Consider the following 24717-nt stretch of genomic DNA (forward strand, 5'->3'; position numbering starts at 1 on the left):
CACAAGGAGAACGCCATGAATGACCCGATCACCCTGAACGGCATTTCCCTCACCGCTCCCGCAGTGCGGCGGCAGGAGGAAATCCTCACCCCGCAGGCGTTGGACTTCGTCAAGGCGCTGCACCGGGCCACGACCTCCCGGCGGCAGGAACTCCTTCAGCAGCGTCAGGCCCGCCGGACGCAGATTTCCAACGGTGCGGACCCGACGTTCCTGCCCGAAACCCGGAACATCCGCGAGGATGACTCCTGGCAGGTGGCGCCCACGGCTCCGGGGCTGGAGGACCGGCGGGTGGAGATCACCGGACCGGTGGACCGGAAGATGACCATCAACGCCCTGAACTCCGGCGCGAAGGTGTGGCTGGCGGACATGGAGGACTCCTCCACGCCGTCGTGGTCCAACGTGATCAACGGCCAGCTGAACCTGCGCGACGCCCTGGACCGCCGCATCGATTTCACCTCCCCGGAGGGCAAGGAATACCGGGTGCAGGGTGCCTCCCTCACCGAGCTGCCCACCATCGTGGTGCGCCCCCGCGGCTGGCACCTGCCGGAAAAGCACATGCTGGTGGACAACACCCCGATCGCCGGCGGCCTCGTGGACTTCGGGCTGTACTTCTTCCACAACGCCCAGCGCCTGATCTCCCAGGGCCGCGGCCCCTACTTCTACCTGCCGAAGATTGAAAACCACCTCGAGGCGCGGCTCTGGAATGACATCTTTGTCCTGGCCCAGGACCTGCTCGGCATCCCGCAGGGAACCATCCGCGCCACGGTCCTGATTGAAACCATCACCGCTGCGTTCGAGATGGAGGAAATCCTCTACGAACTGCGGGACCACGCTGCAGGCCTGAATGCCGGCCGCTGGGACTACATCTTCTCGGTCATCAAGAACTTCCGGACCCGCGGACCCCGGTTTGTACTGCCGGACCGCAACATGGTCACCATGACCGCACCGTTCATGCGTGCCTACACCGAGCAGCTGGTCCGTGCCTGCCACCGCCGCGGCGCCCACGCCATCGGCGGCATGGCCGCCTTCATCCCGAACCGCAAGGATGCCGCAGCCAACGACGTCGCCATGGAGAAGGTGCGCGCCGACAAGACCCGTGAGGCCGGCGACGGTTTCGACGGATCGTGGGTGGCGCACCCGGACCTGGTCCCCGTGGCCATGGAGGTGTTCGACGGGGTGCTCGGCGACCGGCCCAACCAGCTGGAGAAGACCCGCGAAGACGTGGTGCCCAACGACAAGGCGCTGCTGGATATCGCTTCCACGCCCGGCATCATCACCGAGGCCGGCATCCGCAGCAACATCGAGGTGGGCATCCGCTACATCGAGTCCTGGCTGCGGGGCAACGGTGCGGCCGCCATCAACAACCTGATGGAAGACGCCGCCACCGCGGAAATCTCCCGCTCGCAGATCTGGCAGTGGATCCACTGCTCGGCGCTGACCGACGAGGGCGACGTCGTGACTCACGAGTGGGTGGAGGAACTGCTCGACGAGGAGTTCACGGGCCTGCAGCGCTTCGAGGGCGACCGCTTCGACGACGCCCGCGAACTCTTTGAGGAAGTTGCCTGCGGGGAGCATTTCCCCACCTTCCTCACCGTGCCTGCCTACGCCCGCTTCCTGCATGAATCGCAGGAGCTGGCCACGGCATAGCCGCTTGGGGGCGGCGAGGCGGATGCCGCTTCAGTATCCGCTTCAGCAAGGGCCGGGAATCATTACCGCAGATGTTCAATTCGTTGGGCACCGCGGGAATGGCTCCCGGCCCTTTGCGCGTTGCACCCGATATGAAGATTGATATCTGGTCCGACATTGCCTGCCCGTGGTGCTACATCGGCAAGCGCCGCTTCGAGGCCGCCCTCGCCCGTTTCCCGCACCGGGACGAGGTGGAAGTCCACTGGCACAGTTTCCAGCTGGACCCGTCCCTGCCCGACCACTTTGACGGCACTGAGGTCGAGTACCTCAGCGAGCGCAAGGGCATCGACCCCGAACAGCTCGCCGGCATGCTGGACCAGGTAACCGTCCAGGCCGCCGGCGAGGGACTGTCCTACGACTACGACTCCCTCGTGGTGGCCAACAGCTTCTCCGCCCACCGCCTGATCCACCTGGCCAAGGCGGAAGGCGGGCTCGAGGCCGCCGACGCCGCCAAGGAAGCGCTGCTTTCGGCCCACTTCGAAAAGGGCATGAACATCGGGTCCGCCGACGACCTGGTGCAGATCGGCACCGGCATCGGGCTGTCCGCGGACCGGGTGAAGGCCGTGCTGGCCACTGACGAATACGCCGACGCCGTCAATGCTGACATTGCCCGGGCCCGGTCGCTGGGGATCAGCGGCGTCCCGTTCTTCGTGCTCGACGACAAGTACGGCATTTCCGGTGCGCAGCCTGCCGATCTGTTTGCCTCCGCCCTGGAACAGGCCTGGCAGGAATCGCACCCCCTGATCAGCCTAACGCCGGAGTCCGCGGACGGACCTGCCTGCGGACCTGACGGCTGCTAGGCCCGGAAAGGAGCCTCCGGGACCAAGGGCTCGAACAGCCACGGCCCCAGAAGGCCGCTGGCCGAAACACCGGCGGAGGCATATGCCTTGTCGGCGAGATCCAGAAATTCGGGGGTACCGGCACAACTGTGCCGGTACTTCTGCGTCCACTCCTGCAGCAGCTCATAAAAGATTCCGTCGCCGGCGCTGTGCCGGAGGACGTGCAGGGTCAACGCTCCGCGCCGGTAAACCCGTTCGTCGAACATGGCCGCCGGCCCGGGATCTGCCAGCTGCAGGTCCTGCCGCTGGTGCTGCAGCCACTCCAGGTCGGCCGCGGCCCGCTGGTCGCTGCCGGCGCCGTCGGCCGCCTCTGCCCACATCCACTCTGCGTAGGTTGCGAAGCCCTCGTGCAGCCAGATATCCCGCCACTTGCCGGCCGTGACCGAATTGCCGAACCACTGATGCGCGAGTTCGTGGGCCACCAGCGATGCCACGGCCGACCGCAGATGGTTGCGCCCGAAGACGGACACCGACTGCGCCTCCAAAGGGATCTCCAGCTCGTCATCGGTCACCACCACCGTGTACCGGCCGAAGGGATAGGGCCCGAACCGGGAGGCAAACAACGTCATCATGGCGTCCTGCCGGGCCAACGCGGCCCGCGCCCGGTCGCTCAGGGACGGGGGTGCGACGACGAACTGCGGCACGTCGCCCGGCAGATCCAGGCATTCGTACCGGCCAATCTGAACCGTGGCCAGGTAGGTAGACATCGGTTCGGGCTGTTCGAAGACCCAGGTCTCCCGGCCGCGGCGGTCTTCGTGGGAGACCAGCTCTCCGTTGCACGTCACCCGGTAGCCGGACTCCACCGTCACGCTGATCCGATAACGCGCTTTGTCCGCAGGCAGGTCATTGCAGGGAAACCAGGACGGAGCGCCCGTCGGCTGTCCCGCAACGAGGGCGCCGTCGGTCAATTCCTCCCAGCCGATATCGCCCCACAGGCCGTTGCCCGCGCGCGGCTTGCCCCGGTACCGGATGCTCAGCCGAAAGGTGCCACCGGCCTTCAGGTCCCGGCTGGGCGTTATCGCCAGTTTGCCGCGTCGCTGCCGGAAGGAACGGACGTCCACCGGAGTTCCGTCGCTCCAAAGCAGGACTTCTTCCACCCGCATCGGCCGGTCCAGGTCCAGGGTGAGCTGTTCGGTGTCGACCAGGGCGGAGCCGGCAAGGCGCGCCTGCCCCTTCAGCCGGTTGGAGCCGACGTCGTAATCCAGTGTCAGGTCATATTCGTTGATGCTCAGGTCCGTGGAACCGGACGCGGGCGTATACGGGTCGGGCGTCTGGTGCTGATGTTGGTGGTGGGATCCGGTCTGCCACATGGCGGACATCCTGACACGGCGCGGCAATTTCGCCACGGGTAGCTAGCGGAACCGGCGTTAGCTTTCAGCGTCCTGGGCGTATTGGCGCCACCGCTGCCGGTCCGTTTCAGACAGGTCCTCCCAGTCGGGTGCCGGGGGCATCCACAATCCTGGGAGCAGTGCCGCGCGTTCCTCGTACAGCAACCTGCCCTCATCCGCTGCGTCGGGGTCCATCCAGGCTGTCCCGTCGGCGGCAGGTGTCTGGTTCACCCTTAAATTCTAAGCGACACCGCTAACGCATCAGGGCTTGCGTGAAGAAACGTCCTCCCGCGGTTTCCTTTCACGCTCACTGTCCAGCCGTGAATCCACCGGCGAATCCAGCGACGGGTCCAGCGGCCGGGATGCGCCTGCCGGGGGGATTTCCGCCGGCGGGGACCACCCCGTATGGGTCCGTGGCCTTGCCGCAGCCTGCCGGTCCGACGCCGCCGTCTTGGCGAATGAGTCAGCGCTCGGCGGAGAGCCCCGCGGCTTCCGTTGGCGCCCGGCCCGCTTGAACGCCAGCCGGATCAACAGCCCCAGAGCCGCCAGCACACCGAGGGTCATCAGCGTGCGAGTCAGCGTTTCCAACCTGTGTTCGACGGCCGCTGCCTTCTCTTCTGCCCGGGCCGCAGCGGAAACGGCAGCGTCGGAAGCGGCAGTGGACGCCGTGAAGACGTCCTCCACGGTCCCCATAACGATGCGGTCGCCCGGAACGGCCCCGCGAAGCAACCGTGTGACCGTGGCCAGGTCCGTGGAAATGCAACCCCACGTTGGTGCGTACCCGGCATGGAAGAAGATGGCGAAGGAGGCACCCTGCCGGGTCGGCATATCCGGCGGGCGGTTCCAGTTGATCACGGCTGCCTGCTCATAGAGGCCCTGCTCCATGTACCGCCAAAGGTTCTCGTCTCCTCCCTGACCTTCCCCTTCGAAGTACTGGTTATAGGTCTCCCCGTGCTTCCCGCCCCACCGAGAGGAGGGTTTCAGCTCGTGATATTCCAGTTCCGTGCCCGGGTTGCTGCGGCCGAGCGCCTCGGTGAAACTGAAGGACCCGGTCGGTGAATACAGGGTGTTCTCCCACATGCTGCCCGGGGGCGCAAAGCCGTTGCGGCCGCTGAAACCCCAGGACTGCCATTCCTGTACATAGGCCCCGTCCTCGAAAACGCAGCCCGTGAGGCGGGTTTCCGTAGCTCCGTACTTTTCCGCCGTCGCGAAAGTGACACGCTTGGCTTCACGGACGGAGTAGCGGACTTCCCCCGCGTTGAGCCTCGCGCAGGGATCGTGCTCCTGCTCCGCGCCGGCCGCGGGCAGAGCAGGCAGGAAAAGGGCAGCAAGCAGCCCTGCAGCTGCCGCAAGCCCGAGACGGCGTGCACGAGTCAACAGCATCAACTGCGCTGACGGGAACGGTGCCGGGCCCGGCCTTCCGGCACCGGAGGAGCTGGCGGCACCGGCGGAGCTGGCGGATAGGACGGGGCCGGCGGGTAAGCCAGTCCACGCGGTGGCGACGACGACGGGGCAGACGGCTCAGTCGTCGTTCCCGCAGCCGCTGGATTTATCGAGGACGTCCGGCTATCCCGCGTACCTCCCGTGCGCGCCAGGTACTTGTTCCGCGCCCACTTCGAGGCTTCGGCAACTCCCTTTTCCAGCGGGCCCTGGGCCGCGTACCGCAGCCAGATGGAGGCGAAGGCCGAAATGATGACCAACTGGAGGATCATTCCCGGCACCGGCTGGTCAGCCAGCAGTCCGGTGGCCAGGAGTATCAGGTGCAGGGAGTACAGGGTCAAGGTCATCTTGCCCAGCAGAGCCAAGGGCCGCAGGAGCTGCCCGCGGGTGCCGCCCAGAAGCAGCAGCACCCCCAGGAACGCCGCCGAGGTGCCGATGGTGTTGGCCAGCACCAGCGGCGTACTGGAATAGGGAGCCAAGGAGGCAAGCCACCACCAGGAATCCGTCGGCAGCACCGGGTCCGGCCCCCAGATCAGGATGTCCTCAACAATTTCTTCCGGGGCCGAAGTCCATTCCGACGTCGCGTCCACCAGTTGTTGCCGCCCGCCGAAGGGGCCGAGGATGAGGGCGGAAAGGACTGCTGTTGCAAGCGCCAGGCCGACGCCGGCCACCAGCAGCCGAATCTGCACCGCCCGCTCGGCCAGGTCCAGCCGGCCGATAGCCAGGCCGACGCAGACGTACGCCATCCAAGGCAGCGCGGGATACGTACCGGAGAGAAGGACCTGGCCAATGACACCGCCGGGGGCTTCAACGAGCGTGGAGAAGTTGGGTTCCACCCCGCCCATGTCCGGGAGCCAATCCCTGGTGGCCTGCATCAGGACAGGGGCGGCAGCGGCAATACCCGCAGCAAGAACCAGCAGGGTCCGCACACGCAGCCCGAGCAGCGGAAGGGCAAGCAGGAACATCACGCCGTAATAGACGAGGATCACCTGTGCGTTGACGGCGAGGTAGCCGAGAAACAGCCCGATGACGGTGATGAAGGCGGCGCGCACCGCAAGTCCGTAACGGACGGCAGCCATCTTCCGTCCCCGCGGCGGGTGCTTGCCGCCGGACATAAAGGCCAGCGATATCCCGGCGAGCAGCGCAAAAAGCGCGGCTCCCCGGCCGGCGAACAGAAGCCAGGTGAGCGTGGGGGCGAACTCCTCGTTCCAGGCGGGCAGGATGTGGATCGCCATCATCGCAATCAACGCCGCTCCCCGGGCAGCATCGACACCGGTCACTCGCCGTTTGCCCACCGCTGCCTCAGCCAACCCGCTCATGCTTCCCCCTTTGCTCAATACGCCCGTGCCAGAGCTTCAGGGACTGCGGGGCCGGGCGCAAGCGTAGTCGGCAATCCCGCTGCGGTGAGGTCAGCCACAAGCAGGTCGGTCTCCTCTTCGCTCAGGTCGGTCAGCGGTCCCCTGACGGGGCCGGCGGGAAGCCCCAGTTTCCGAAGCGCTGCCTTGGCCGATGCTGCGCCGGGGCACCGGAACATACCGGTGTAGATCGGCAGCAGGTCACGGTGAATCTGCAGCGCGTCGTCCACCCGGCCCTGCCGGTACGCGACTGTCAGGGCACGCAGCCGGTTAGCGGCGACGTGTCCGACCACCGAGACGACGCCGATCGCACCAACGGACATCAGGGGCAGATTCAGTGCGTCATCACCCGAGTAATAGACCAGCTCGCTGTGCTTCATGACCCAGGATGAGGAGGCGAGATCTCCCTTGGCGTCCTTCACCGCCACGATGTTCGGATGGTGTCCGGCAGCCACCAAAGTCTCGGGGGCAATTGCGACGCCGGTGCGGGCGGGGATGTCGTAAAGCATCACCGGCAGGTCGGTACTGTCGGCGATGGCCTCGAAGTGGCGCAGCAGGCCTTTTTGCGTGGGGCGTGAATAGTAGGGGGCCACCACCAGCAGCCCGTCGGCCTTCTGCTCGGCCGCAGCCCGGGCCAGCTCGATGCTGTGCCGCGTGTCGGTGGACCCCACCCCTGCGATAACCCGCCGCTCGGTGCCCGCGGTGACCCGTTTGGCCGAATGAATCATCGACGCTTTTTCCCAGTCCGAGGTAGCGAAGGACTCCCCGGTGGTGCCGTTGACCACCACGCCGTCATTCCAGCCGGTCCGCAGCAGCCATCGGGCCAGCTCCTCGGCGCCGGCCTGGTCCAGTTGGCCGCGCTCGTCCATGGGCGTAACCATTGCGGTAAGCACCGTGCCGAATTGCCGGGAGACCGTTGTTCCTGTGTTGCCCGTAGCTGTACTCATAGTCTTGCTCCTACAGTTTTGGATTCAATCGACTTGCGGTGACGGGCACGGCGTTCCATCGGGCGGCTCTGGTCCCAATGCGCCAGCGGGTTTCCGCACCAGGCGCTGTTCACGGGGACGCTTTCCCCGCGCATCACCAGCGAGCAGCCTCCGACGGTGCCGCCCTCTTCGACGGCGCTGCCCGGCAGCACGATGCTGTTGGGTCCAAGCGTGGAACCGTCGCCCAGGGTTACTTCGTCCAGGCGCATGATCCGGTCATGGAAAAGATGGGTCTGCAGTACAGTGCCGCGGTTGATGCTCGCTCCGTCGCCCACCTGTATAAGGTCGAATTCCGGCAGCCACCAGGTTTCGCACCAAACGCTGCGGCCGATCCGTGCACCCATCCAGCGCAGCCAGGCATTGAGCATCGGGGTGCCCAGACTCATCCGCACCAATCCGGGAACGGCCAGGGATTCCGAAAACACGTCCGCCAGCTCGTTCCGCCAGACAAAAGAACTCCACAGCGGGTGCTCCGAAGCTTCGAAACGGCCCACCAGCAGCCACTTCGCCATGACGGCGATGAGCGCTGCGGCAATCCCGCTCAGAAGGAGGATCGGACCGGACCACAGGACGGCCGTGAGGAACCCGAAGTTGTCGTACAGGGCAGCCAATGCCCACACGGTCAGCAGGGCCAGCCAGGCCGTGATTACCGCCGGCAGTATCCTGCAGGCTTCAACCGCGCTCCGGGCAACCAGCAGGCGTCGGGGAGGATCGTAGGTCCGGGCAGTGTCCCCCACCTGCACCGGCCGCGGAAGCTCCACCGCCGGACGTCCGAACCAGGACGTACCTGCCGGCATGTTCTTGGGGACTGAGGAAAGCACCGCAATCAGGGAGTTCTCCGGAACGTGCGTGTCCGGCCCGACGATCGCCGAATTCCCCACGAAGGACTGTTCGGCGACACTCGCCTGGCCGAGGTGCAGCCACCCCTGGCGCACTCGCCGTGCCGACACCATGGAGTGGTCCGCCAGGAAGGTCCGGTCCTCCAACCGCGTCAGGTGCGGCACGGTTTCCATAGTGGAAATCTCCACGTGTCGCCCGACCTTCGCGCCCAGGAGCCGCGTCCACACCGGCGTGAGCACGCTGGCATAGATCGGATACATCGTAATGAGCGACCGGCTGAGCATCAGATTGCTCAACCAGGACGCCCAGCCTGTCATGCCGTCCGCCGGGTGCATGCCTTCGGGCATCAGACGGGCGGTACCGCGGACCACGGCGGCAGTGACTGCGAGGAACATCAGCATGGAAATCACCACGAAAACCGGTGCCCAGACGGCCAGGATCCACAACGCGTCACTGAAGGAGGAAACCCCGTTCAGCAACCACAGCATCAAGGCGGATCCGGGCGCTATGGAAAGGAGATTCAACAACGCGATGCCACCCAGGGATGCCGGGTAGAGCAACCGTACTCTGCCGGATTCCGACGTCGGGGCTGCTTCCGTGGGCCATCCCACCCCGGCACTACCGGTCTTCCGCATCTGGGATCCCGCCCAGAGTTCATTTGCGGGGATCTCGCCGGAGACCAGGGTCCCCGGTTCCGTTTCGGCTCCGCGGCCCACTTTCGCCCCGCCCATCAGCGTGGACCGTGCACCGATCCGCACGTCTTCGCCAATCTGCACCCGGCCGACGTGGAGCTGTCCGCCTTCAATCCAGTGGCCGGCCAGGTCTACCTCATATTCGATGGAGGACCGGCCGCCTATCGACGCAAAACCCGTCACCGGCGGCATGGCGTCAAGGTGCACGCCTTCGCCGATGTTGCAGCCCAGCTTGCGGGCATACCAAATGCCGAGCGGGGATCCCATGATGGGCTCGAGCTTGCAGTACGTCACTATCCGTTCCGCTGCCCACAGCCTCAGGTGGGTGCTGCCGCCGCGCCGATAAATGCCGGGGCCGACTCCCAGGAGCAGCAACCTGCTCGACACCACCGCGGCCACCATCCGCGCCGGCAGGCTGTACAAGGCCAGCCAGGCCGCGAGGGTGGGAACTACTGGTGGATCCGGGGTCCAGGGGCTGCCCACTGCATGGAACATCACCATGCACACGATGGCGATACCGGTGACGTACCGCAGGCCCGTAATCCCGTAGAGGGCCACGATCAGAGGCGCCTGGGCCAGCCCCAGCCACCAGGGCGACTCGGGGGTTTCACGGACGTCCAGTGTTGAATCACGCAGTGACGTCAAGTGGTCGGACATCGTGCTCAGCGTCGGATGCTCGTAGATGTCGGCGACCGAGACCTTCGGATAACGTTCCCGCAGTGCCGAGACCAATTGGGCTGCCGCCAGGCTCGCTCCACCCAGGGCGAAGAAATCGCTTTCCTCGGTCAACGGCAGCGGCCCCAACAGATCAGTCCACCGCTGGCCCAGCCAACGCAGATCGGCGTTGAGCTCCACCCGGACGTCGGTTGGCGTTTCCGTAACCGGCAGCGGCCAGGGCAGGGCCTTGCGGTCCACTTTCCCCGAGGCCTTCATCGGGAGCTCATCGACGATTCCCAGCGACGGAACGATGGATGCCGGCAGGTTCTGTGCCAGCTGTGCCCGTGCGGCGCCGAGGTCCAGGGTGGCCCCGGCTGCCGGGACCAGATATCCAGCCAGCACCCGGTTTCCGGACTGGGTGGAATGGACGGCTGCGGAAGCCGCGGCTACGCCCGGCAGCCGGCTCAGGGCGTCGTCAATCTCGCCGAGCTCAATCCGCCGGCCGCCCAGTTTGATCTGCTCATCCACTCGCCCCACAAAGACGAGGCCTTCTTGGTCTGCGCGGACGTGGTCTCCGCTGTAGTAGGCCCGTTCCCACCCGAGGGCCGGAAGCGGGGAGAATTTCTCGGCGTCTTTTTTCGGGTCGAGGTACCGCGAAACACCTACACCGCCGATGACCAGTTCACCCACTTCCCCCCAGCGCACGGGGTTCCCCTCTTCGCCGATGACGGCGAGGCTCCACCCGTTCAGCGGCAGTCCGATCCGGACGGCGGACTGTCCGTCCAGAAGCGCGCCGCAGGCAATAACCGTGGTTTCAGTGGGGCCGTAGGTGTTCCAGACTTCCCGCCCGGGGGCAGCCAGCCGCCGGACCAGCTCCTCCGGACAGGCTTCACCGCCGAAAATCAGCAGCCGCACGCGGTCAAGGGTCTCGGTGGACCAGTGCGCGGCAAGGGTGGGCACTGTTGAAACGGCAGTGATTCTCCGTTCGACCAGCCAGGGGCCGAGATCCGCTCCGGACCGCACCACGGAACGAGGGGCCGGAACCAGGCAAGCACCATGGGCCCATGCCAGCCACATCTCCTCACAGGAGGCGTCAAAGCTGACCGACAGCCCGGCCAAGACCCGGTCCCCCGGGGAAAGCGGGGCACTGACGCAGTAGAGCGAAGACTCGGCATCCACCAGGGCAGCCGCGGAGCGGTGGGTCACGGCCACGCCCTTGGGCTTGCCCGTGGAACCGGAGGTGAAGATGATCCACGCATCGTCCTCGGGGTGCGGCTGAGGGCTGTGTCCGCCGCTGGGGACGCCCTGCAGCAGGTTCAGCTCCAGCCCTGCTTCGATAACCGCGCAGACTCCGCCTTCGGACCACACCGTCTCAGCCCGGCCGGCCGGTTCGTCCGTGTCCACCGGAACATAGGCGGCCCCGGAGTACAACACTCCGAGAATGGCGATGTACAGGTCCACGGATCCGGAGGGGACATAGATTCCCACCCGGTCACCTGCACCGATGCCGCCGGCCCACAGCCGCCTTGCGAGCGCCTGCACCCGCAGCTCAAGTTCGGCGTAGCTCAGGGAAACGGTTCCGTCATCAATGGCGGGTGCGCCCGGATAGGCGGAGACCGTTTCGGTGATGATATCGACCAGGGTGCGCTGCTCAGGTGCGCGGCCGCCGTGAAGTACCGCCAATTCCGCGGGAACTGGATTCGGGTTTGTTACTGATGGTGCTCTTTCGGGAAGGGGTGGTGCGGTCTTGCTGCCGAAGGCGGTCGGGTGCTGGATGGTTGATGGTCTTGCCGCCACGTCTTGCGGGTTTTCGGGCGTGTTCATAGAAAGCAGTTCTCCCTGCTGGTACATCTCATATCCGTGGTCGAGGGACCACAACCTGAGCCCGGCGATGGCCGGGGCGATGCAGGGAAGCCTAGAAAAATCACAGCGAATTCACATGAGTACCCCAGGGCTGCAGGAGTCCATCCGGTACGGGGTTAATTACTCCCCCGCCTCCGCGGCTACTCGGATCACTACCCAACTTGGAATTCGTTCCGCGGGCGTCTCGCGTCAGCACAGGCAAGCAGGGTGCAGGTAGAAATGGCTCACCGTGCTTCACAGCCTGCGCTTAGGTTTCCGATAGGTTACGGACAGAAGCTGTTGGTTGTGTGTGGTCCACCCCCGGCACTCGACAGGGCGCTGGATAACACCTGCCGATGGGATCTAAAGCATGTCTTCTTTGGCAACATCGAGACCCAGACTGTCCGGAGTGGACGCTGCGCGCGGGCTCGCGCTTTTCGGAATGATGGCGATCCACGTCCTGTCTGCCGTGGGCGAAGACGGAGAGCCGACCCTGACGTGGCTGCTGTTCGCCGGCAAGGCGGCAGCGCTCTTTGCCCTTCTCGCCGGGGTTACCTTGGCCTTCACCACCCGAAGAGCGAGGACGGAAGGCGGACATTTCCTGGCTGCGGCCCGGTGGAGCGTGGCTGCAAGGGCAGGACTGGTCACCGCCCTTGGCCTGGCCATCGCCTATGTGGACATGGACGCCTTCATCATCCTGGCGTACTACGGTGCCATGTTCCTGCTGGCAGTCCCGCTGCTGGGAGTATCAACCCGGACCCTGCTCGTCGCCGCCGCGGGATTCGCACTGCTGGGACCGATCCTGATGCAGGGCCTGCGGGATTACCTCCCCGAGCCCGGATTCGACCCCACCTTCTCTACCGTACTCACCCAACCCGGCGTGTTCCTGAGTCAGCTTTTGCTCACCGGAACCTACCCCGCCATTCCGTGGCTGGCCTACATTGCCGCCGGGCTCGCTATCGGCAGGATGAGCCTGGATCGGACCAGCGTGCAGCTGGGGCTGCTGGGGTCAGGCGCGGCACTTGCCGCGGCTGCCTGGCTCGGCTCCCGGCTGCTGCTCGCCGGTCCCGGGTTTGACCGGTTGCTGGCATCGGAACCGGATCTAGGAACAGGTGATCTCCAGGAAATCCTGGTGTGGGGCACGGAAGAGTACCTTCCCACCAGCTCCTGGTGGTGGCTGTCCATCGCCGCGCCGCACTCCACCACACCGTTCGACCTGCTGCACACCATTGGAGTTGCCACGGCCGTGCTCGGGGCCATGCTGCTGGTCTCACGCTTTGCAGGCAAGGCGTTGCTCGTCCTGTCCGCACCCGGCCGGATGACGCTTACCTTCTACTGCGCCCATCTGCTTTTCCTCGGCACCGGAGCACTGGTCGACCTCCCGGAATTCTCCCTTTGGCTGCAAATCACCGTATTCGTAATCGTCGCCGTGATTTGGCAGCTTGCGGGAAAGCAGGGGCCGTTGGAGAAACTCGTCTCCCGTGGCGCTGCTGCCGCGCGGGAGTCCGTCCTTCGGCGGCACCCGGACACCCGTTCCGCCAACCGGGGCACCTAAGCCAATCCGTCCGCCACCCTCGCATCCACGGCGTAGGACAGCGCAAAGGAGGCGGGCAGTCCGAACTGCTCCGGCTCGACGTCGTACGCGCGCAGCCCGCTGAACCCGACGCCCTTTTCCCGCCCCCGTTCGCCGAAATCCGTTTCCACACTGCGGGGATCAATCCGGAGCCCCTGGCCTGACGCCTTCAGCAGGGCTTCCTTCCGCACCCAGATCTGCGCCCGCAGGCGGGGGCGGTCCGGAACCGCGACGGCGGCAATGGCCGCCCTTTCCGCACCGGTGGCCATCACGTCCTCCACTGCCGTATCAGTGAACGCCCGTGCGGCAGAGTCTTCCAGGTCCACCCCCACGCGCGTCCGGGCGAACGCCGCCGCCAGCCAGTTCCCGGAACGGCTGAAACTGACCTGTTGCGGGATGGGCCGGCCCGCAATGAAATAGCGCGGCTCCCCGTGGCTTCCGTCATTGCCGTGCAGACAGTCGGGACAGTGCGCCACCGCGGTCACCGCGTCCTCAGGCGCCTGCAGGTACCCGGCCACCAGGGACCGGGCGGCCAGCCGCCCGGCAAGGAAACGACGGCGGTCCTCCTCGTGATGGAATCCCTTCGCCCGTGCCCGTACGGCCGTTCCCAGGCTGGCCGCGGCCCGAAGGTCCACTGTGTCCAGCCGCCGGACGGCCAGCCGCACCTCCGCCGGTTCCTGCTGGTGTCGAAACACGCGTGTTTCACTGTGCGGCAGGCCCACCGCGTTACTGCCCGTCCGGCGTCGAAGCGCCTGGACAACTCAGCGCACCCGGTCCCGCTGCTACTGCCTGTTCCGCCGGGAGAAGTGCCTGGAATCCGGAGCCGATCACCACGTCCACCGATGCGTCCGTCCGCTCATCCAGGACGTAGTCCGTGCCGGGAATGTGCTGCTGCAGCGTGTAGGCGGCGGCGAGGCCGGAGGGTCCGGAAAGCACCAGCGCGGTCATGCCGGAACGGTTCACACTGCTGTTGCCGACCCGGTCCACCCGGAAGCCGCGCTCATTCAGGGCGTTTCCGACGGTTGCGCCCAGGCCCGGGGACGCCGTCGCGTTGTAGACATTGACCGTTACGGTGGCGGGGTCCAGATACGGAAAAGGCCCGGCCGGACATTCGTCCACCGGACCCGCAGAGGTACTGGGTGCTGCACTGGGCAGCCGTACCCACCCTGAAATCAATCCCTGCGCCAGGATCACCGCCAGCACCAGCAGCAACGCCAGGATCCCGACCACTGAATTATGCAGCCGCCGGCGCCGTCTCGCACGCCGGACCACGTCCGGTTCGTCGGTCGGTGCAAATACCGCGCCGAGGTCTCCTCCGGTGATGATCCGGTGCCCGTGCCATTCCCTTGGGTCGTTCCTGGCGGGGTTGCCGCGGCGCCGCCCCTCAGGGGGCTCTTTAGTCATCGAGGACCAGCACGCGTGCGTGCAGTATGGTCCGCTGGTGCAATGCCGTCCTTACGGCCCGGTGCAATCCGTCTTCAAGGTACATGGTGCCCTTCCATTGGACGACGTGCGGGAACAGGTCTCCGAAAAAGGTGGAATCCTCGGCCAGCAGCGCGCCGAGGTCCAGTGTGGCCTTCGTGGTCACCAGTTCATCCAGGCGAACCTGCCGGGGAGGTACCGCTGCCCAGTCCTTCGGTGTTACGTATCCATGGTCAGGGTAGGGGCGTACGTCGCCAACAGCTTTGAAGATCACTAGTACAGAGTAGATAACATCCGCACCCAAAGAAACAGCGGTGCTCGGGCGCGCCGCCCGCAAAAGCCCCGATTAGGCCGCGGATTGCGTCCGAGACACGAAAATGCGGTACCGGCGCAGACACGGGATACTGGGGAGGTGAACACCTCTGCTCCCCGAATCGGTCTCCTGCTCGACGTCGACGGCCCCGTGGCCAGCCCCGTCTCCCGGAGCGTCCGCCCCTCCATCATCCGGGACCTGGTTACCCTGGCATCGGCAGGCTGGCCGGTCATTTTCAATACGGGCCGTTCTGATGCCTTCATCCGCGAACAGGTCATGCAGCCGATGATGGCAGCGGGGCTGCCGGAGGGGGTGCGGCTGCACGCCGTGTGTGAAAAGGGCGCCGTCTGGTTTTCCTTCGACGGGACCGGTCCGGACCAGCCGCAGGTGGACCCGGATTTGAAGGTCCCCGGAGATTACGCCGAGGCCATCCGCGACCTGGTGGCCGCCAAGTACTCCGAGACCATGTTCTTCGACGAAACCAAGCTGGCCATGGTCTCCGTGGAGCAGCACGTGCAGGTGGACAACTCCGACTACCTCACGGACCAGCGCCGCTTCGACGCGGACGCACTGGAACAGATGTCCCTGGCCGGAATCGGCGGCCGGCGTCTGGAGCATGCCATTCCGGACGCCCGTGGAGCCGTTGCCTTCCGCATTGATCCCACCATCATCTCCACCGACATCGAAGCCATGGGAGTGGGCAAGGACCTGGGCGCCCGGCGCGCGCTGTCCCTGCTCGAAGCGGACGGCACGCCGGTTCCGCAGATCTGGCGGACGGTCGGCGATTCCCGCACCGATTACGCCATGGCCGACGAACTGCACGCGCTGGGGTACGACGTCGCGCACGTGGACGTGCGGCCGGCGGACGGGGTCCCGTCCACGCCTTATCCGGTGCTGACGGCCGGGTCCCTGATCCACGACGACGCCGGTGCAGCCTACTTTGAGCGCTGGGTGGCAATGGCTGCCGGGGAAGCAGTGGACGACGCCGTCGTCGTCTAGCGCTCCCCCGGCGCTGGAGCCCTACTCCAGGCGCAGGACCGCTTCTACGGATTCCTGGATTTCCGGTGCCCCGGGCGCAGTCTTGGACGCGAACCGGCCCACAATCTCGCCGCTGTCGGTGATGAGGAACTTCTCGAAGTTCCAGCCGATATCGTCGCCCAGTTCGCCGTCATGGAACCGGGTCAGGGCTGCGTAGAGCGGGTGCCGGTTCGGTCCGTTGACGTCGGCCTTGGCGGTCAGCGGGAAGGTGACGCCGAAGTTCCGCGAACAGAACTCGGCAATCTCTTCGTTGGTGCCCGGTTCCTGCCCGGCGAAGGAGTTGCTGGGCACGCCGAGGATGGTGAAGTTCCGGTGCTCGTAGGTTTCGTAGAGGGCCTGCAGTCCCTCGTACTGGGAGGTAAAACCGCAGCGCGAGGCAACGTTCACCACCAGCACGGCCTTGCCGCGGAACAGCTCTCCGAAGGTGGTTTCGGTGCCGTCCAGCATGGTCAGGGGGATGTCGTACAAGTTGTCGTTCGTATTGTCGTTCGAGTTGTCATACAAGGCGTTGTCCTCCACGGAGCTCCCTTTCGATTGGCCTGCTTCCATTGCATCCCATCCCCGGGCGGAATACCCAATTCCGGCTCCTGTGCCTACTCGTAGGAAACACGGGGACGTGATTCCTAGCACTTCGTAATATTTGGTTCGAACTTGACAGCCCCGGTGATAGCTTGCCGCTATGAGCGCTATTCCCGAGTCAATTCCCGTCCTGGACCTGAGCACGGCACGCAATGCCGACGGCTCCTTCAATCCCGAGTTCATCGACCAGCTGCGTGATGCCACGCACCGGATCGGCTTTTTCCAGCTGGTCGGTTACGGCGCCGCGCAGGCCCGGGTGGAGGAGCTGTTCGACGTCACGAAGCGGTTCTTCGACCTGCCCCTCGAGGACCGGCTGGCCCTGGACAACCGCAATTCCCCGCACTTCCGCGGCTACACCCGGCTCGGCACCGAAATCACCAAGGGCCGCCCCGATGCCCGGGAGCAGGTGGACTTCGGTCCGGAACGCGCGCCCGTGGCGGACTATCCTGCGGACCAGCCGTACTGGCTGGTCCAGGGCCCCAACCAGTTCCCGGACGAGGTGCTGCCCGAACTGCGCTCCACCGCCATGGATTGGGCGGAGGCAATGAGCTGGGTGGGTGCGGAGCTGCTCAGCGCCATCGCGGTGTCCCTGGAACTGCCCGGGGACCACTTCACCGAACCCTTCGAGGACACCCCCGCCTGGATGGCCAAGCTCATCCACTATGTGGGCGGCGTCGTGAAGGAAGCCGGAACCCAGGGTGTGGGCGCCCATGCCGACTACGGCTTCATCACCCTGCTGCTGCAGGATTCCGTGGGCGGCCTGGAAGTGAAGCCGCATGAGTCCGACACCTGGCTTCCGGTGGAACCCATCCCCGGCGCGCTGGTGGTGAACCTGGGCGAAATGCTCGAGGTGGCCACCCAGGGCTACCTTTCCGCCACCATCCACCGTGTTCTGGCGCCGGCGCCCGGAGTGGACCGCTACGCCATTCCGTTCTTCTGGTCGCCGCGGCTGGACACGGTGATCGACCCCGTGCAGCTTCCCGCCGAGCTGGCTGCGCAGTCCCGCGGTATTTCCGATGATCCGGACAACCCCATGCTGGCGTCCTACGGCGCCAACGTCCTCAAGGGTTGGCTGCGGGCGCACCCGCAGGTGGCCAAGCTGCATCATCCGGAGCTTGTGGGGAAGTAACCAGCGGGATGATTCTCGCCGGCTGTGGAAGCGGGAACCAGAGGGTTCCCGCTTCCACTTCTTAAGTCCGGTTCAACCAGACAAGAGCGCTAGTCGACGGCGCCCACCTTCGCCTTGTCCGAATGCTCCTCCTCCGGGCCCTCCACGACATCCGGGGCCTGCACGTTGTCCGTGTACCACCCGGTGAGGGCGGGGTCGTCGCTCTTAAAGTCGGCACCCGCGCCTTCGGCCTCCGGCACGTGCGCGGTGCCGAAGACGAAGTCGTCTCCGTGCTCGTCGATGCCGCGGCGCACGCCGCCGCTGATGGCCTCCAGCGCATACCGGCGCCGGATCATCAGCGGGTCGTTGCGCAGGTCCTTGGCCCAGGAGATCATCACACCGACGAGGATGATGGTGAACGGCAGGGCGCTGGTCACCATCATGGCCTGGAGTCCCGAGAGGGCGTTGTGGCCCCCGGCCAGCAGCAGGAACATGGCCATCAGCCCGAGTGCCGCCGACCAGATGATGGTCACCGATTTCGAGGGCACGGGCCGGCCCGACTGGGACATCGAACCCATGACGTTGGCCGCCGAGTCCGCGGCGGTGACGAAGAAGACCATAATCGCGAGCATGCACACGATCGGCGTCACGGAGCTGAACGGCAGGTTGGCCAGCAGATCGAACATGACGTTCTCTCCGGAGCCCTTCATGGTCAGGTCCAGCCCGTTCTGGTTCATCCAGATGGCGGTGCCGCCGAAGACCGTGTACCAGCAGACGGAGATGGACAAGGGAACGAAGACGACGACGGTGACGAACTGGCGCAGGGTGCGGCCCTTGGAGATCTTGGCGATGAACATTCCCACGAACGGCGACCAGGAGATCCACCAGGCCCAGTACAGGGTGGTCCAGCCGGTCAGGAAGGCCTCCTGCTCGGCGCCCTGGCCGGCGAAGACGGTCAGCATGTCCGGCAGGTTGCCGACAAACGCGATGAGCGAGGCGGGCAGCAGATCGAGCAGGAAGAACGTCGGACCGGTCAGCAGGACAAAGAGCGTCAGCAGAATGACCAGGGTCATGTTGAGGTTGGAGAGCAGCCGGATGCCCCTCTTGATGCCGGCGACCGCGGAGATGGTGAAGACAACCGTCAGGAGGCTGATGGCGACGACGACGAAGCCGTTGCCCAGCTCCTGGCCCGTGATGATCGAGACTCCGGTGCGGATCTGGATCGCGCCGATACCCAGCGAGGTCGCGGTGCCGAACAGTGTCACCAGCACGGCGGAAACGTCGATGATCTTTCCCAGCACGCGGTTGTTGCCGTCGGGGAAGACCGGTTCAAACAGCGACGAAATCAGCGGCAGCCGGCCGCGCCGGAAAGAGGCGTAGGCCAGGGCGCCGCCCACCAGGGCGTAGATGACCCAGGCGAGACTGGCCTGGTGCAGGAAGGTGGTCGACATGGCCGGCAGGATGGCGGCGGAGGTTCCGGCCTCGGCATCAGTCGAGGGCGGCGGGGAGAGGAAATGGCTGAGCGGTTCCATCGGCCCGTAGAAGATCAGCGCGATGCCCAGACCAGCTGCGAACAGCATGGAGATCCAGGACGTCGTGGAGTACTCCGGCGTGCTGTCGTCGGCCCCCAGCCGGATCTTGCCGGTCGGCCCGAAGCCGACCACCAGCATGAAGATCGCGGCGGCAACCATGGTGGCGTTAAACAGCCAGCCGAAATGCACAACCACCCAGCCCTGTATGCCAGTGCCCACGGAACTGAGGTTGTCTGGCGCAAAAATCGCCCATGCCAGAACAGCGAGAGAGATGGCCATGGCAAAAATGAAGACACCGCGCCGGGTCGGATAGCTGACTCCGGTGTCCTCAACGCTGATGCCCGGGACCAGCCCGGGATGGAGGCTAAGCACTGGGGCGGAAGCAGCAGTGCGCAGCGCTTTTTTCACACGTTCAACTGGGCGGCCGGCGGGTCTGCGCATCGGCGACCCCGCCACGCTTGAACCGTCGGTGGTCCCTGCGACGTGCTCTGGGGGTGAAGAGTCGGAATTCATAACGCTAAACTTTAGGCCATAAAGCGCTAATTACAGTAAACAACGGATTGCAACGGTCCCCTCTCGATCAAGCGCAGAAGTGCCCACATAGCACTAATACCGCGGCAGGACCAATCGCACGCAAGGGCTCGAACCAGGCTCCACGGATAGCCCGCGCCGCAAAAGTATTGCACTTTCCTCACGATGCAATCGACCGAAATAGCGAAAGTCCCAATACTGATATCCCTTTATAATTCATTCCAATAATTCGGGGAAACAATTCCAGCCGGTCGAATATCACCATCACGCACCGACCGTTGACTCGGGCACCTCGGTGACGCTCGACGGCGAGCAGCGTTACCTCCACTCGCACCTGTCCTACCAGCGGGCCTGCCTGCACGCCATCGACTACCTGACGAAGTTCGGTCACAGCCCGGAACAGGCCTACCTTCCGGCGTCCATTTTCGACTTCGATGTCCGTCCCTCGGCTCCCTTCCAGATCACCCCCGGCATCGGAGCGCCCCGGGCTAGCCGAACCTGACCGGGGCGGCCACGCGCGGCCCGGTTCCGCCGCGCCGCGCGTTTACGGTGTACACAACGGCGCTAAAATACCCCTGTGAACAACAACTCCTTCCCCCACCTCATGGCCCCGGGGCGCATGGGCCCCATGGAAACCCACAACCGAATCGTCCTGCCGGCAATGGATATGAATGTCTCCGAGCACGGCGAGATTGAACAGCCCGAAATCGACCACTACGTGGCCCGTGCCGCAGGAGGCGCCGGCCTGATTATCACCGGTGCCTGCGCCATCGCGTTCCCGCACGGCGCGGCGTCCATGAAGGAACCGGGGTTGTCGGATGACAAGTACATTCCCGGCCTCAAGGCGCTGGCCGACGCCGTCCACGCCGCCGGCAGCAAGCTCTGCATCCAGTCCACGCACCACGGCAAGGTTGCCCGCGTGGACGTCGCAAATGACCGTCCGGTGCTCGCACCCAACCAGCCGGACTACACCTATGACATGTCCGCGCTGGCGGACAGCACCCGCGAAGAGCTCGGCAAGATGGGCGCCGCCACCGCCGGCAAGCAGACCGCGTACCACGAGATGACGGCCGAGGACATTTCCTGGCTGGTCTCCACCTGGGCCGACGCCGCCGAACGCGTTGCCAAGGCCGACGCCGACGCGATCGAGATCCACGTAGCGCACGGCTACATCCTCGGCGTCTTCCTTAACCAGCGGGACAACCTGCGCACGGATGAATACGGCGGCTCCCTGGAAAACCGGGCCCGGCTGGCCTGCGAGGTCATCAGCGCCGTCAAGGAGCGGGTGGGCGACCGTCTGGCCGTCCTGGTCCGCGTTGCCGGCGAGGAATACGGACAGGAGGGCGGCCTGACCCTCGACGAGGCGATCGAGGCATCCAAGCTGTTCGAGCCGGCCGGCGCTGACGCCATCCACGTCACCGGCTGGGGGCGCAACCCGTTCGACAACTTCACCGACGGCCCGCTGCCCAACAAGGTGGGTGCCTACCTGCAGAACGCCGCGGAGATCAAGAAGCACGTCAGTGTTCCGGTGATCGCCGTCGGCCGGATGCTGCCGGAGGTTTCCGAGAAGGCACTGGCCGCCGGACAGATCGACTTCGCAGCCATGGGACGCCAGCTGCTGGCCGACCCGGAACTGCCGAACAAGCTGCGCGACGGCAAGTTCGACCAGGTCCGCCCCTGCATCAACTGCTACCTCTGCGTCGCGGAGAACTTCTTTGACGACACCCCGTTCTGCGCGGTCAACCCCGCACTGGGCAACGAGGCGCTGCTGCCGCTGAAGCCTGCGTCCGCGACCAAGCACGTAGTGGTTGTCGGCGCCGGCCCCGCGGGCCTGGAAAGCGCCCGGGTCCTGACCGAGCGCGGCCACCGGGTCACTGTCGTGGACAAGTCGGACCGCCTCGGCGGGACCATGTGGTTCTCCACCATGACCACCCCGGACAACGAACGCCTTCTGAAGTGGTTCAAGGCCGAAATTAAACGCCTGAACATTGCGGTGAAGCTGAACACCAAGGCCACGGTGGAGTCCATCCGGGCCCTGCACCCGGACCATGTGATCGTGGCCACCGGTGCAGTCCGGCCCAAGCCGGACTTCCCCGGCGGCGACCTGCCGATCGTACAGACCGGCGACACGCTGCGTGCCATGATGCTCGGCACCGCCACCGCTGAGGAAGCCGGCGCAGTGCTGAGCACCCTGGGCAAGCTCGGCCGCCTCTCCGGCGTGACCAAGAGCCCGGAGTTTGTCCGTCAGTTCACCAAGGTCTGGCTGCCGATGGGCAAGGACGTGGTGGTGATCGGGGGTTCCCTCGTGGGCCTGGAGCTGTCCGAGTTCCTTGCCGAGCGCGGCCGCCGGGTCACACTGCTGCATGAAAAGCAGCAGCTTGGCCTGCCGCTGGCCATGCCGCGCCGCTGGACCGCCGTGAAGGAATCGGAAAAGCACGGCGTGAAGATCCACCGCAACGCCTCGATCACCCGCATCACCGAGAAGAGCGTCGAGTGGACCGTGGGCGGGGAAAGCTTCTCCGCCCCCGCGGACATGGTGGTCTACGCGGACGGCACGACGTCGGCCTCACCGCTGGCGGACGAGCTGCGGGCCGCGGACATCAGCTGCGATGTCGTCGGCGACGCCGGTGAGGTCAACTACATCCACGGTGCCATCCACTCATCCTGGAAGGTGAGCACCGAGCTCTAGGACGGTATTGCCTCGTCCTTCGAAGGCGTAAGAAGCCGGCAGGCCGCAGCGATGGCGGCCTGCCGGCGTCGTTCGCGGGCGGCGTCGGAATCCTCGGTTCTGCCGGTGTAGAGCAATTCCGGGGACTGTGCCCATGCGGTGGCCAGCGAAAAAAGCAGAGTCATCAGGTCATCCGGATCCCAGGCAGGATCAATGATCCCCTGCGCCTGGGCGGCGGCAATATCGGCCGACGTCGGCCCCGGGCGGCTGGAGGGGGCGAGCGCTTCCGGCGCACCCTCCAGCCGGGCCCAGTCCAGCATGCGCAGATGCTCGGGGTGCTCCACCGCGTGGTCATACAGGGCACCCACAAACCCGGGAAGATCCAGCGCGTCCCGGGGAACCTGGTCCGTGGTCTCCTGGAGATTGGCGGCCAGCACTGCGGCGAACAACGCACTCTTGCCGCCGAAATACGCATAAAGGCGTTCCTTGCTGGCGCGTGCCTCTTCCGCTATACGGTCGACCCGGGCACCGGCCAAGCCATACTGTGCAAACTCTTTTCGTGCTGCAGCCAGGATCCTGGCCCTCGTGGCTTCGCCGTCGGTTCTCATACCTGTAGTCTATCTAAGCCAACCAACCAGTTCGTTTGATTAGGATTTCACCTTCATGGACCGCACCACCCCTTCCGGCCTGCCCCGGGCCGCCGCCGTCGACCATTCGGCACACCCGCACCGCTGGCTGCTGCTGGCCGTCCTGGCGCTGGCCCAGCTGATGGTGGTCCTTGACGGCACCATCGTGAACATCGCCCTGCCGGATGCGCAGCGCGAACTGGGGATGTCCGACGGCGACCGCACCTGGGTGGTCACCATCTACGCACTGGCCTTCGGCTCGCTGCTGCTGCTCGGCGGACGCATCGCTGATTACTGGGGCCGCAAGCGCACGTTCATGGTGGGTATGGCAGGCTTTGCCGTGGCTTCCGCCATCGGTGGTTTTGCGGAAAGCACCGAAATGCTCCTGGCGGCCCGCGGCCTGCAGGGCGCCTTCGCCGCACTGCTGGCACCGGCGTCGCTCGCCATCCTGACCATCACCTTCCCCTCGGGCAAGGACCGCATCAAGGCCTTCGCCGTGTACGGTGCCATCGGCGGCGGCGGCGCGGCCATCGGCCTGCTGCTTGGCGGCGTCCTGACGCAGTACGCCAGCTGGAACTGGTGCCTGCTGGTCAACGTCCCCATCGCGATTGTCGCCATGGCCGCCGCCCTGCCGCTGATCCGGGAGAGCAAAGCCCACGGCAACACCCGCTACGACCTACCTGGCGCCGTTCTCGTGGTGGCCGGACTGGCTTCGCTCGTGTACGGGTTCTCCCAGGCCGAAAACAGCTGGGCACGCTTTGAAACCATTGCGTTCCTCGTCGCCGGCGTGCTGATCCTGGCGCTCTTCGTGTTCGTGGAAAGCCGCGTCTCCAACCCGCTGCTGCCCCTGCGTGTGCTGACCAACCGGGTCCGCGGCGGCGCGTTCCTGACCTCCACGCTGACCGGCGCTGCCCTGCTGGGCGGCATCCTGTTCCTGATCTTCTACTTCCAGATTGTCCTGGGCTACTCGCCGCTGAAGTCCGGCCTCGCGTCACTGCCCATGACCATCGCCATCACCGTCGGCGCCGGCGTGCTGTCCAAGTTCCTGCCGCGCACCGGCGTACGCCTGCCCATGACCGTAGGGCCGATCGTCGGCGCTGCCGGCCTGATCTGGCTCTCCTTCATCACGGTCGAGGGGAACTACGCCCTGGAGGTCCTCCCCGGACTGACGCTGCTGGGCTTCGGCCTCGCGATGATCTTCGTGCCGCTGCAGAACGTGGCCCTTGCCGGCATTGACGAGCACGACGCCGGCGTTGCCAGCGCCGCGGTATCGGCCACCCAGCAGATCGGCGGGTCCATCGGCACCGCACTGTTCACCGCCGTTTACACGGCGGGCATCACTTCCCACATGAGCAGTAACGGCGGCCAGCCTGCCGCGCAGCTCGACGCGCTCGTCAACGGCTACTCCACCGCGTTCATCTGGGCCGGCGTCGCACTGTTCCTCGCTGCCCCGATCGGGTACTTCATGATCCGTCCGTCCAAGGAGGACCTGCTGAAGGTCCCCGAGGTAGCCCCCGTTGGCTAAAGCTTTCCGTCCCTGACGAAAAAGGAACCGGCTCCCGCGAAAGCGGGACCGGTTCTTTTTTATACGCCTTTTGTGCGCCTTTTGTACGCCGGGGCCGTGCCGGGCAGGAAACCTCCGGAATTATTGGGCACCCGACC

Annotated in this window: 20 protein-coding genes; 8 read left to right on the forward strand and 12 right to left on the reverse strand. The window is 65.6% G+C overall.

All coding sequences use genetic code 11. The features are described from left to right. The first annotated feature begins 15 nt into the window (after positions 1-15). Both aceB and LOC56_RS14665 read left to right on the forward strand, forming a co-directional pair. Complete coding sequence (aceB, locus tag LOC56_RS14660) at positions 16-1647, forward strand: malate synthase A (RefSeq protein ID WP_229953013.1); 1632 nt, start codon at positions 16-18, stop codon at positions 1645-1647. Positions 1648-1778: 131 nt separating this feature from the next. Continuing rightward, positions 1779-2486 (forward strand): DsbA family oxidoreductase, encoded by a 708-nt coding sequence (locus LOC56_RS14665; RefSeq protein WP_229953014.1) that lies wholly within the window; start codon positions 1779-1781, stop codon positions 2484-2486. Here LOC56_RS14665 and LOC56_RS14670 read toward each other — a convergent pair. Genes LOC56_RS14670 through LOC56_RS14695 form a run of 6 tightly spaced genes read right to left on the reverse strand, consistent with a single transcriptional unit; the run spans position 2483 to position 11506 of the window. Further along, entirely contained in the window at positions 2483-3835 is a 1353-nt protein-coding gene (locus LOC56_RS14670) for a M1 family metallopeptidase (RefSeq protein ID WP_229953015.1), read from the reverse strand. The two genes, LOC56_RS14665 and LOC56_RS14670, sit on opposite strands and share 4 nt — an antisense overlap. A gap of 57 nt (positions 3836-3892) precedes the next feature. Further along, a complete protein-coding gene (locus LOC56_RS14675) occupies positions 3893-4084 on the reverse strand; it encodes a hypothetical protein (protein ID WP_229953016.1) in 192 nt (63 codons plus the stop codon). A 30-nt stretch (positions 4085-4114) separates the two neighbouring features. Then, on the reverse strand, positions 4115-5230 hold the full coding sequence (locus tag LOC56_RS14680; RefSeq protein ID WP_229953017.1) for a hypothetical protein: 1116 nt from the start codon (positions 5228-5230) through the stop codon (positions 4115-4117). Between the two features lie 5 nt (positions 5231-5235). Then, entirely contained in the window at positions 5236-6612 is a 1377-nt protein-coding gene (locus LOC56_RS14685) for a heparan-alpha-glucosaminide N-acetyltransferase domain-containing protein (protein WP_229953018.1), read from the reverse strand. Between the two features lie 14 nt (positions 6613-6626). After that, complete coding sequence (dapA, locus tag LOC56_RS14690) at positions 6627-7595, reverse strand: 4-hydroxy-tetrahydrodipicolinate synthase (RefSeq protein ID WP_229953019.1); 969 nt, start codon at positions 7593-7595, stop codon at positions 6627-6629. Further along, positions 7592-11506: a Pls/PosA family non-ribosomal peptide synthetase gene (locus LOC56_RS14695; RefSeq protein WP_229953020.1), complete on the reverse strand. Its 3915-nt coding sequence runs from the start codon at positions 11504-11506 to the stop codon at positions 7592-7594. Before LOC56_RS14695 ends, dapA begins: the two co-directional genes overlap by 4 nt. Before the next feature lie 568 nt (positions 11507-12074). Here LOC56_RS14695 and LOC56_RS14700 point away from each other — a divergent pair. Further along, positions 12075-13220 (forward strand): heparan-alpha-glucosaminide N-acetyltransferase domain-containing protein, encoded by a 1146-nt coding sequence (locus tag LOC56_RS14700; protein WP_229953021.1) that lies wholly within the window; start codon positions 12075-12077, stop codon positions 13218-13220. Here LOC56_RS14700 and LOC56_RS16330 read toward each other — a convergent pair. From LOC56_RS16330 to LOC56_RS14715, 3 genes are read right to left on the reverse strand one after another with little or no spacing between them, the layout of a single operon-like run. Then, positions 13217-13933, reverse strand: a complete 717-nt coding sequence (locus LOC56_RS16330) for a 4'-phosphopantetheinyl transferase family protein (protein WP_229953022.1) — start codon at positions 13931-13933, stop codon at positions 13217-13219. The two genes, LOC56_RS14700 and LOC56_RS16330, sit on opposite strands and share 4 nt — an antisense overlap. Positions 13934-13964: 31 nt before the next feature. After that, complete coding sequence (locus LOC56_RS14710; RefSeq protein WP_229953023.1) at positions 13965-14642, reverse strand: LytR C-terminal domain-containing protein; 678 nt, start codon at positions 14640-14642, stop codon at positions 13965-13967. Continuing rightward, entirely contained in the window at positions 14635-14934 is a 300-nt protein-coding gene (locus LOC56_RS14715; protein ID WP_227904874.1) for a type II toxin-antitoxin system VapB family antitoxin, read from the reverse strand. Before LOC56_RS14715 ends, LOC56_RS14710 begins: the two co-directional genes overlap by 8 nt. A gap of 138 nt (positions 14935-15072) precedes the next feature. Between LOC56_RS14715 and LOC56_RS14720 the strand changes: the two genes are divergently transcribed. Further along, entirely contained in the window at positions 15073-15972 is a 900-nt protein-coding gene (locus tag LOC56_RS14720) for a hypothetical protein (protein WP_229953024.1), read from the forward strand. 21 nt (positions 15973-15993) lie between these two features. Here the strand turns inward: LOC56_RS14720 and LOC56_RS14725 are convergent, their stop codons facing one another. Continuing rightward, complete coding sequence (locus LOC56_RS14725) at positions 15994-16530, reverse strand: glutathione peroxidase (RefSeq protein ID WP_331460956.1); 537 nt, start codon at positions 16528-16530, stop codon at positions 15994-15996. A 160-nt stretch (positions 16531-16690) separates the two neighbouring features. On the opposite strand from LOC56_RS14725, the gene LOC56_RS14730 reads away from it, so the two are divergent. Further along, positions 16691-17719 carry an isopenicillin N synthase family dioxygenase gene (locus tag LOC56_RS14730; protein WP_229953025.1) on the forward strand — a complete coding sequence of 343 codons (1029 nt, stop codon included), beginning with the start codon at positions 16691-16693 and terminating at the stop codon, positions 17717-17719. 89 nt (positions 17720-17808) lie between these two features. Here LOC56_RS14730 and LOC56_RS14735 read toward each other — a convergent pair whose 3' ends face one another. Beyond that, positions 17809-19743, reverse strand: a complete 1935-nt coding sequence (locus LOC56_RS14735) for a BCCT family transporter (RefSeq protein WP_442860110.1) — start codon at positions 19741-19743, stop codon at positions 17809-17811. Positions 19744-19975: 232 nt separating this feature from the next. On the opposite strand from LOC56_RS14735, the gene LOC56_RS14740 reads away from it, so the two are divergent. Further along, positions 19976-20263 carry an acetamidase/formamidase family protein gene (locus LOC56_RS14740; protein ID WP_331460957.1) on the forward strand — a complete coding sequence of 96 codons (288 nt, stop codon included), beginning with the start codon at positions 19976-19978 and terminating at the stop codon, positions 20261-20263. Between the two features lie 75 nt (positions 20264-20338). Further along, the gene (locus LOC56_RS14745; RefSeq protein WP_229953026.1) at positions 20339-22450 is read left to right on the forward strand and encodes an FAD-dependent oxidoreductase; all 2112 of its coding nucleotides are present in this window, start codon (positions 20339-20341) and stop codon (positions 22448-22450) included. Here the strand turns inward: LOC56_RS14745 and LOC56_RS14750 are convergent. Continuing rightward, positions 22447-23037, reverse strand: coding sequence for a TetR/AcrR family transcriptional regulator (locus tag LOC56_RS14750; RefSeq protein WP_229953027.1), 591 nt, complete (start codon positions 23035-23037; stop codon positions 22447-22449). The genes LOC56_RS14745 and LOC56_RS14750 overlap by 4 nt on opposite strands. Positions 23038-23092: 55 nt before the next feature. On the opposite strand from LOC56_RS14750, the gene LOC56_RS14755 reads away from it, so the two are divergent. Further along, positions 23093-24580, forward strand: coding sequence for an MFS transporter (locus LOC56_RS14755; protein WP_229953028.1), 1488 nt, complete (start codon positions 23093-23095; stop codon positions 24578-24580). Positions 24581-24717 lie beyond the last annotated feature (137 nt).

This window comes from Arthrobacter sp. zg-Y179 (assembly GCF_020907345.1).
Classification (GTDB): Bacteria; Actinomycetota; Actinomycetes; order Actinomycetales; family Micrococcaceae; genus Arthrobacter_B; species Arthrobacter_B jinronghuae.

Bases quoted from the DNA above. Each gene is read 5' to 3' on its own strand.
- LOC56_RS14735 (WP_442860110.1), bottom strand. From the start codon at position 19,743: ATGAATTCCGACTCTTCACCCCCAGAGCACGTCGCAGGGACCACCGAC.
- LOC56_RS14685 (WP_229953018.1), bottom strand. From the start codon at position 6,612: ATGAGCGGGTTGGCTGAGGCAGCGGTGGGCAAACGGCGAGTGACCGGT.
- LOC56_RS14730 (WP_229953025.1), top strand. From the start codon at position 16,691: ATGAGCGCTATTCCCGAGTCAATTCCCGTCCTGGACCTGAGCACGGCA.
- dapA (WP_229953019.1), bottom strand. From the start codon at position 7,595: ATGAGTACAGCTACGGGCAACACAGGAACAACGGTCTCCCGGCAATTC.
- LOC56_RS14750 (WP_229953027.1), bottom strand. From the start codon at position 23,037: ATGAGAACCGACGGCGAAGCCACGAGGGCCAGGATCCTGGCTGCAGCA.
- LOC56_RS14755 (WP_229953028.1), top strand. From the start codon at position 23,093: ATGGACCGCACCACCCCTTCCGGCCTGCCCCGGGCCGCCGCCGTCGAC.
- aceB (WP_229953013.1), top strand. From the start codon at position 16: ATGAATGACCCGATCACCCTGAACGGCATTTCCCTCACCGCTCCCGCA.
- LOC56_RS14710 (WP_229953023.1), bottom strand. From the start codon at position 14,642: ATGACTAAAGAGCCCCCTGAGGGGCGGCGCCGCGGCAACCCCGCCAGG.
- LOC56_RS14665 (WP_229953014.1), top strand. From the start codon at position 1,779: ATGAAGATTGATATCTGGTCCGACATTGCCTGCCCGTGGTGCTACATC.
- LOC56_RS14670 (WP_229953015.1), bottom strand. From the start codon at position 3,835: ATGTGGCAGACCGGATCCCACCACCAACATCAGCACCAGACGCCCGAC.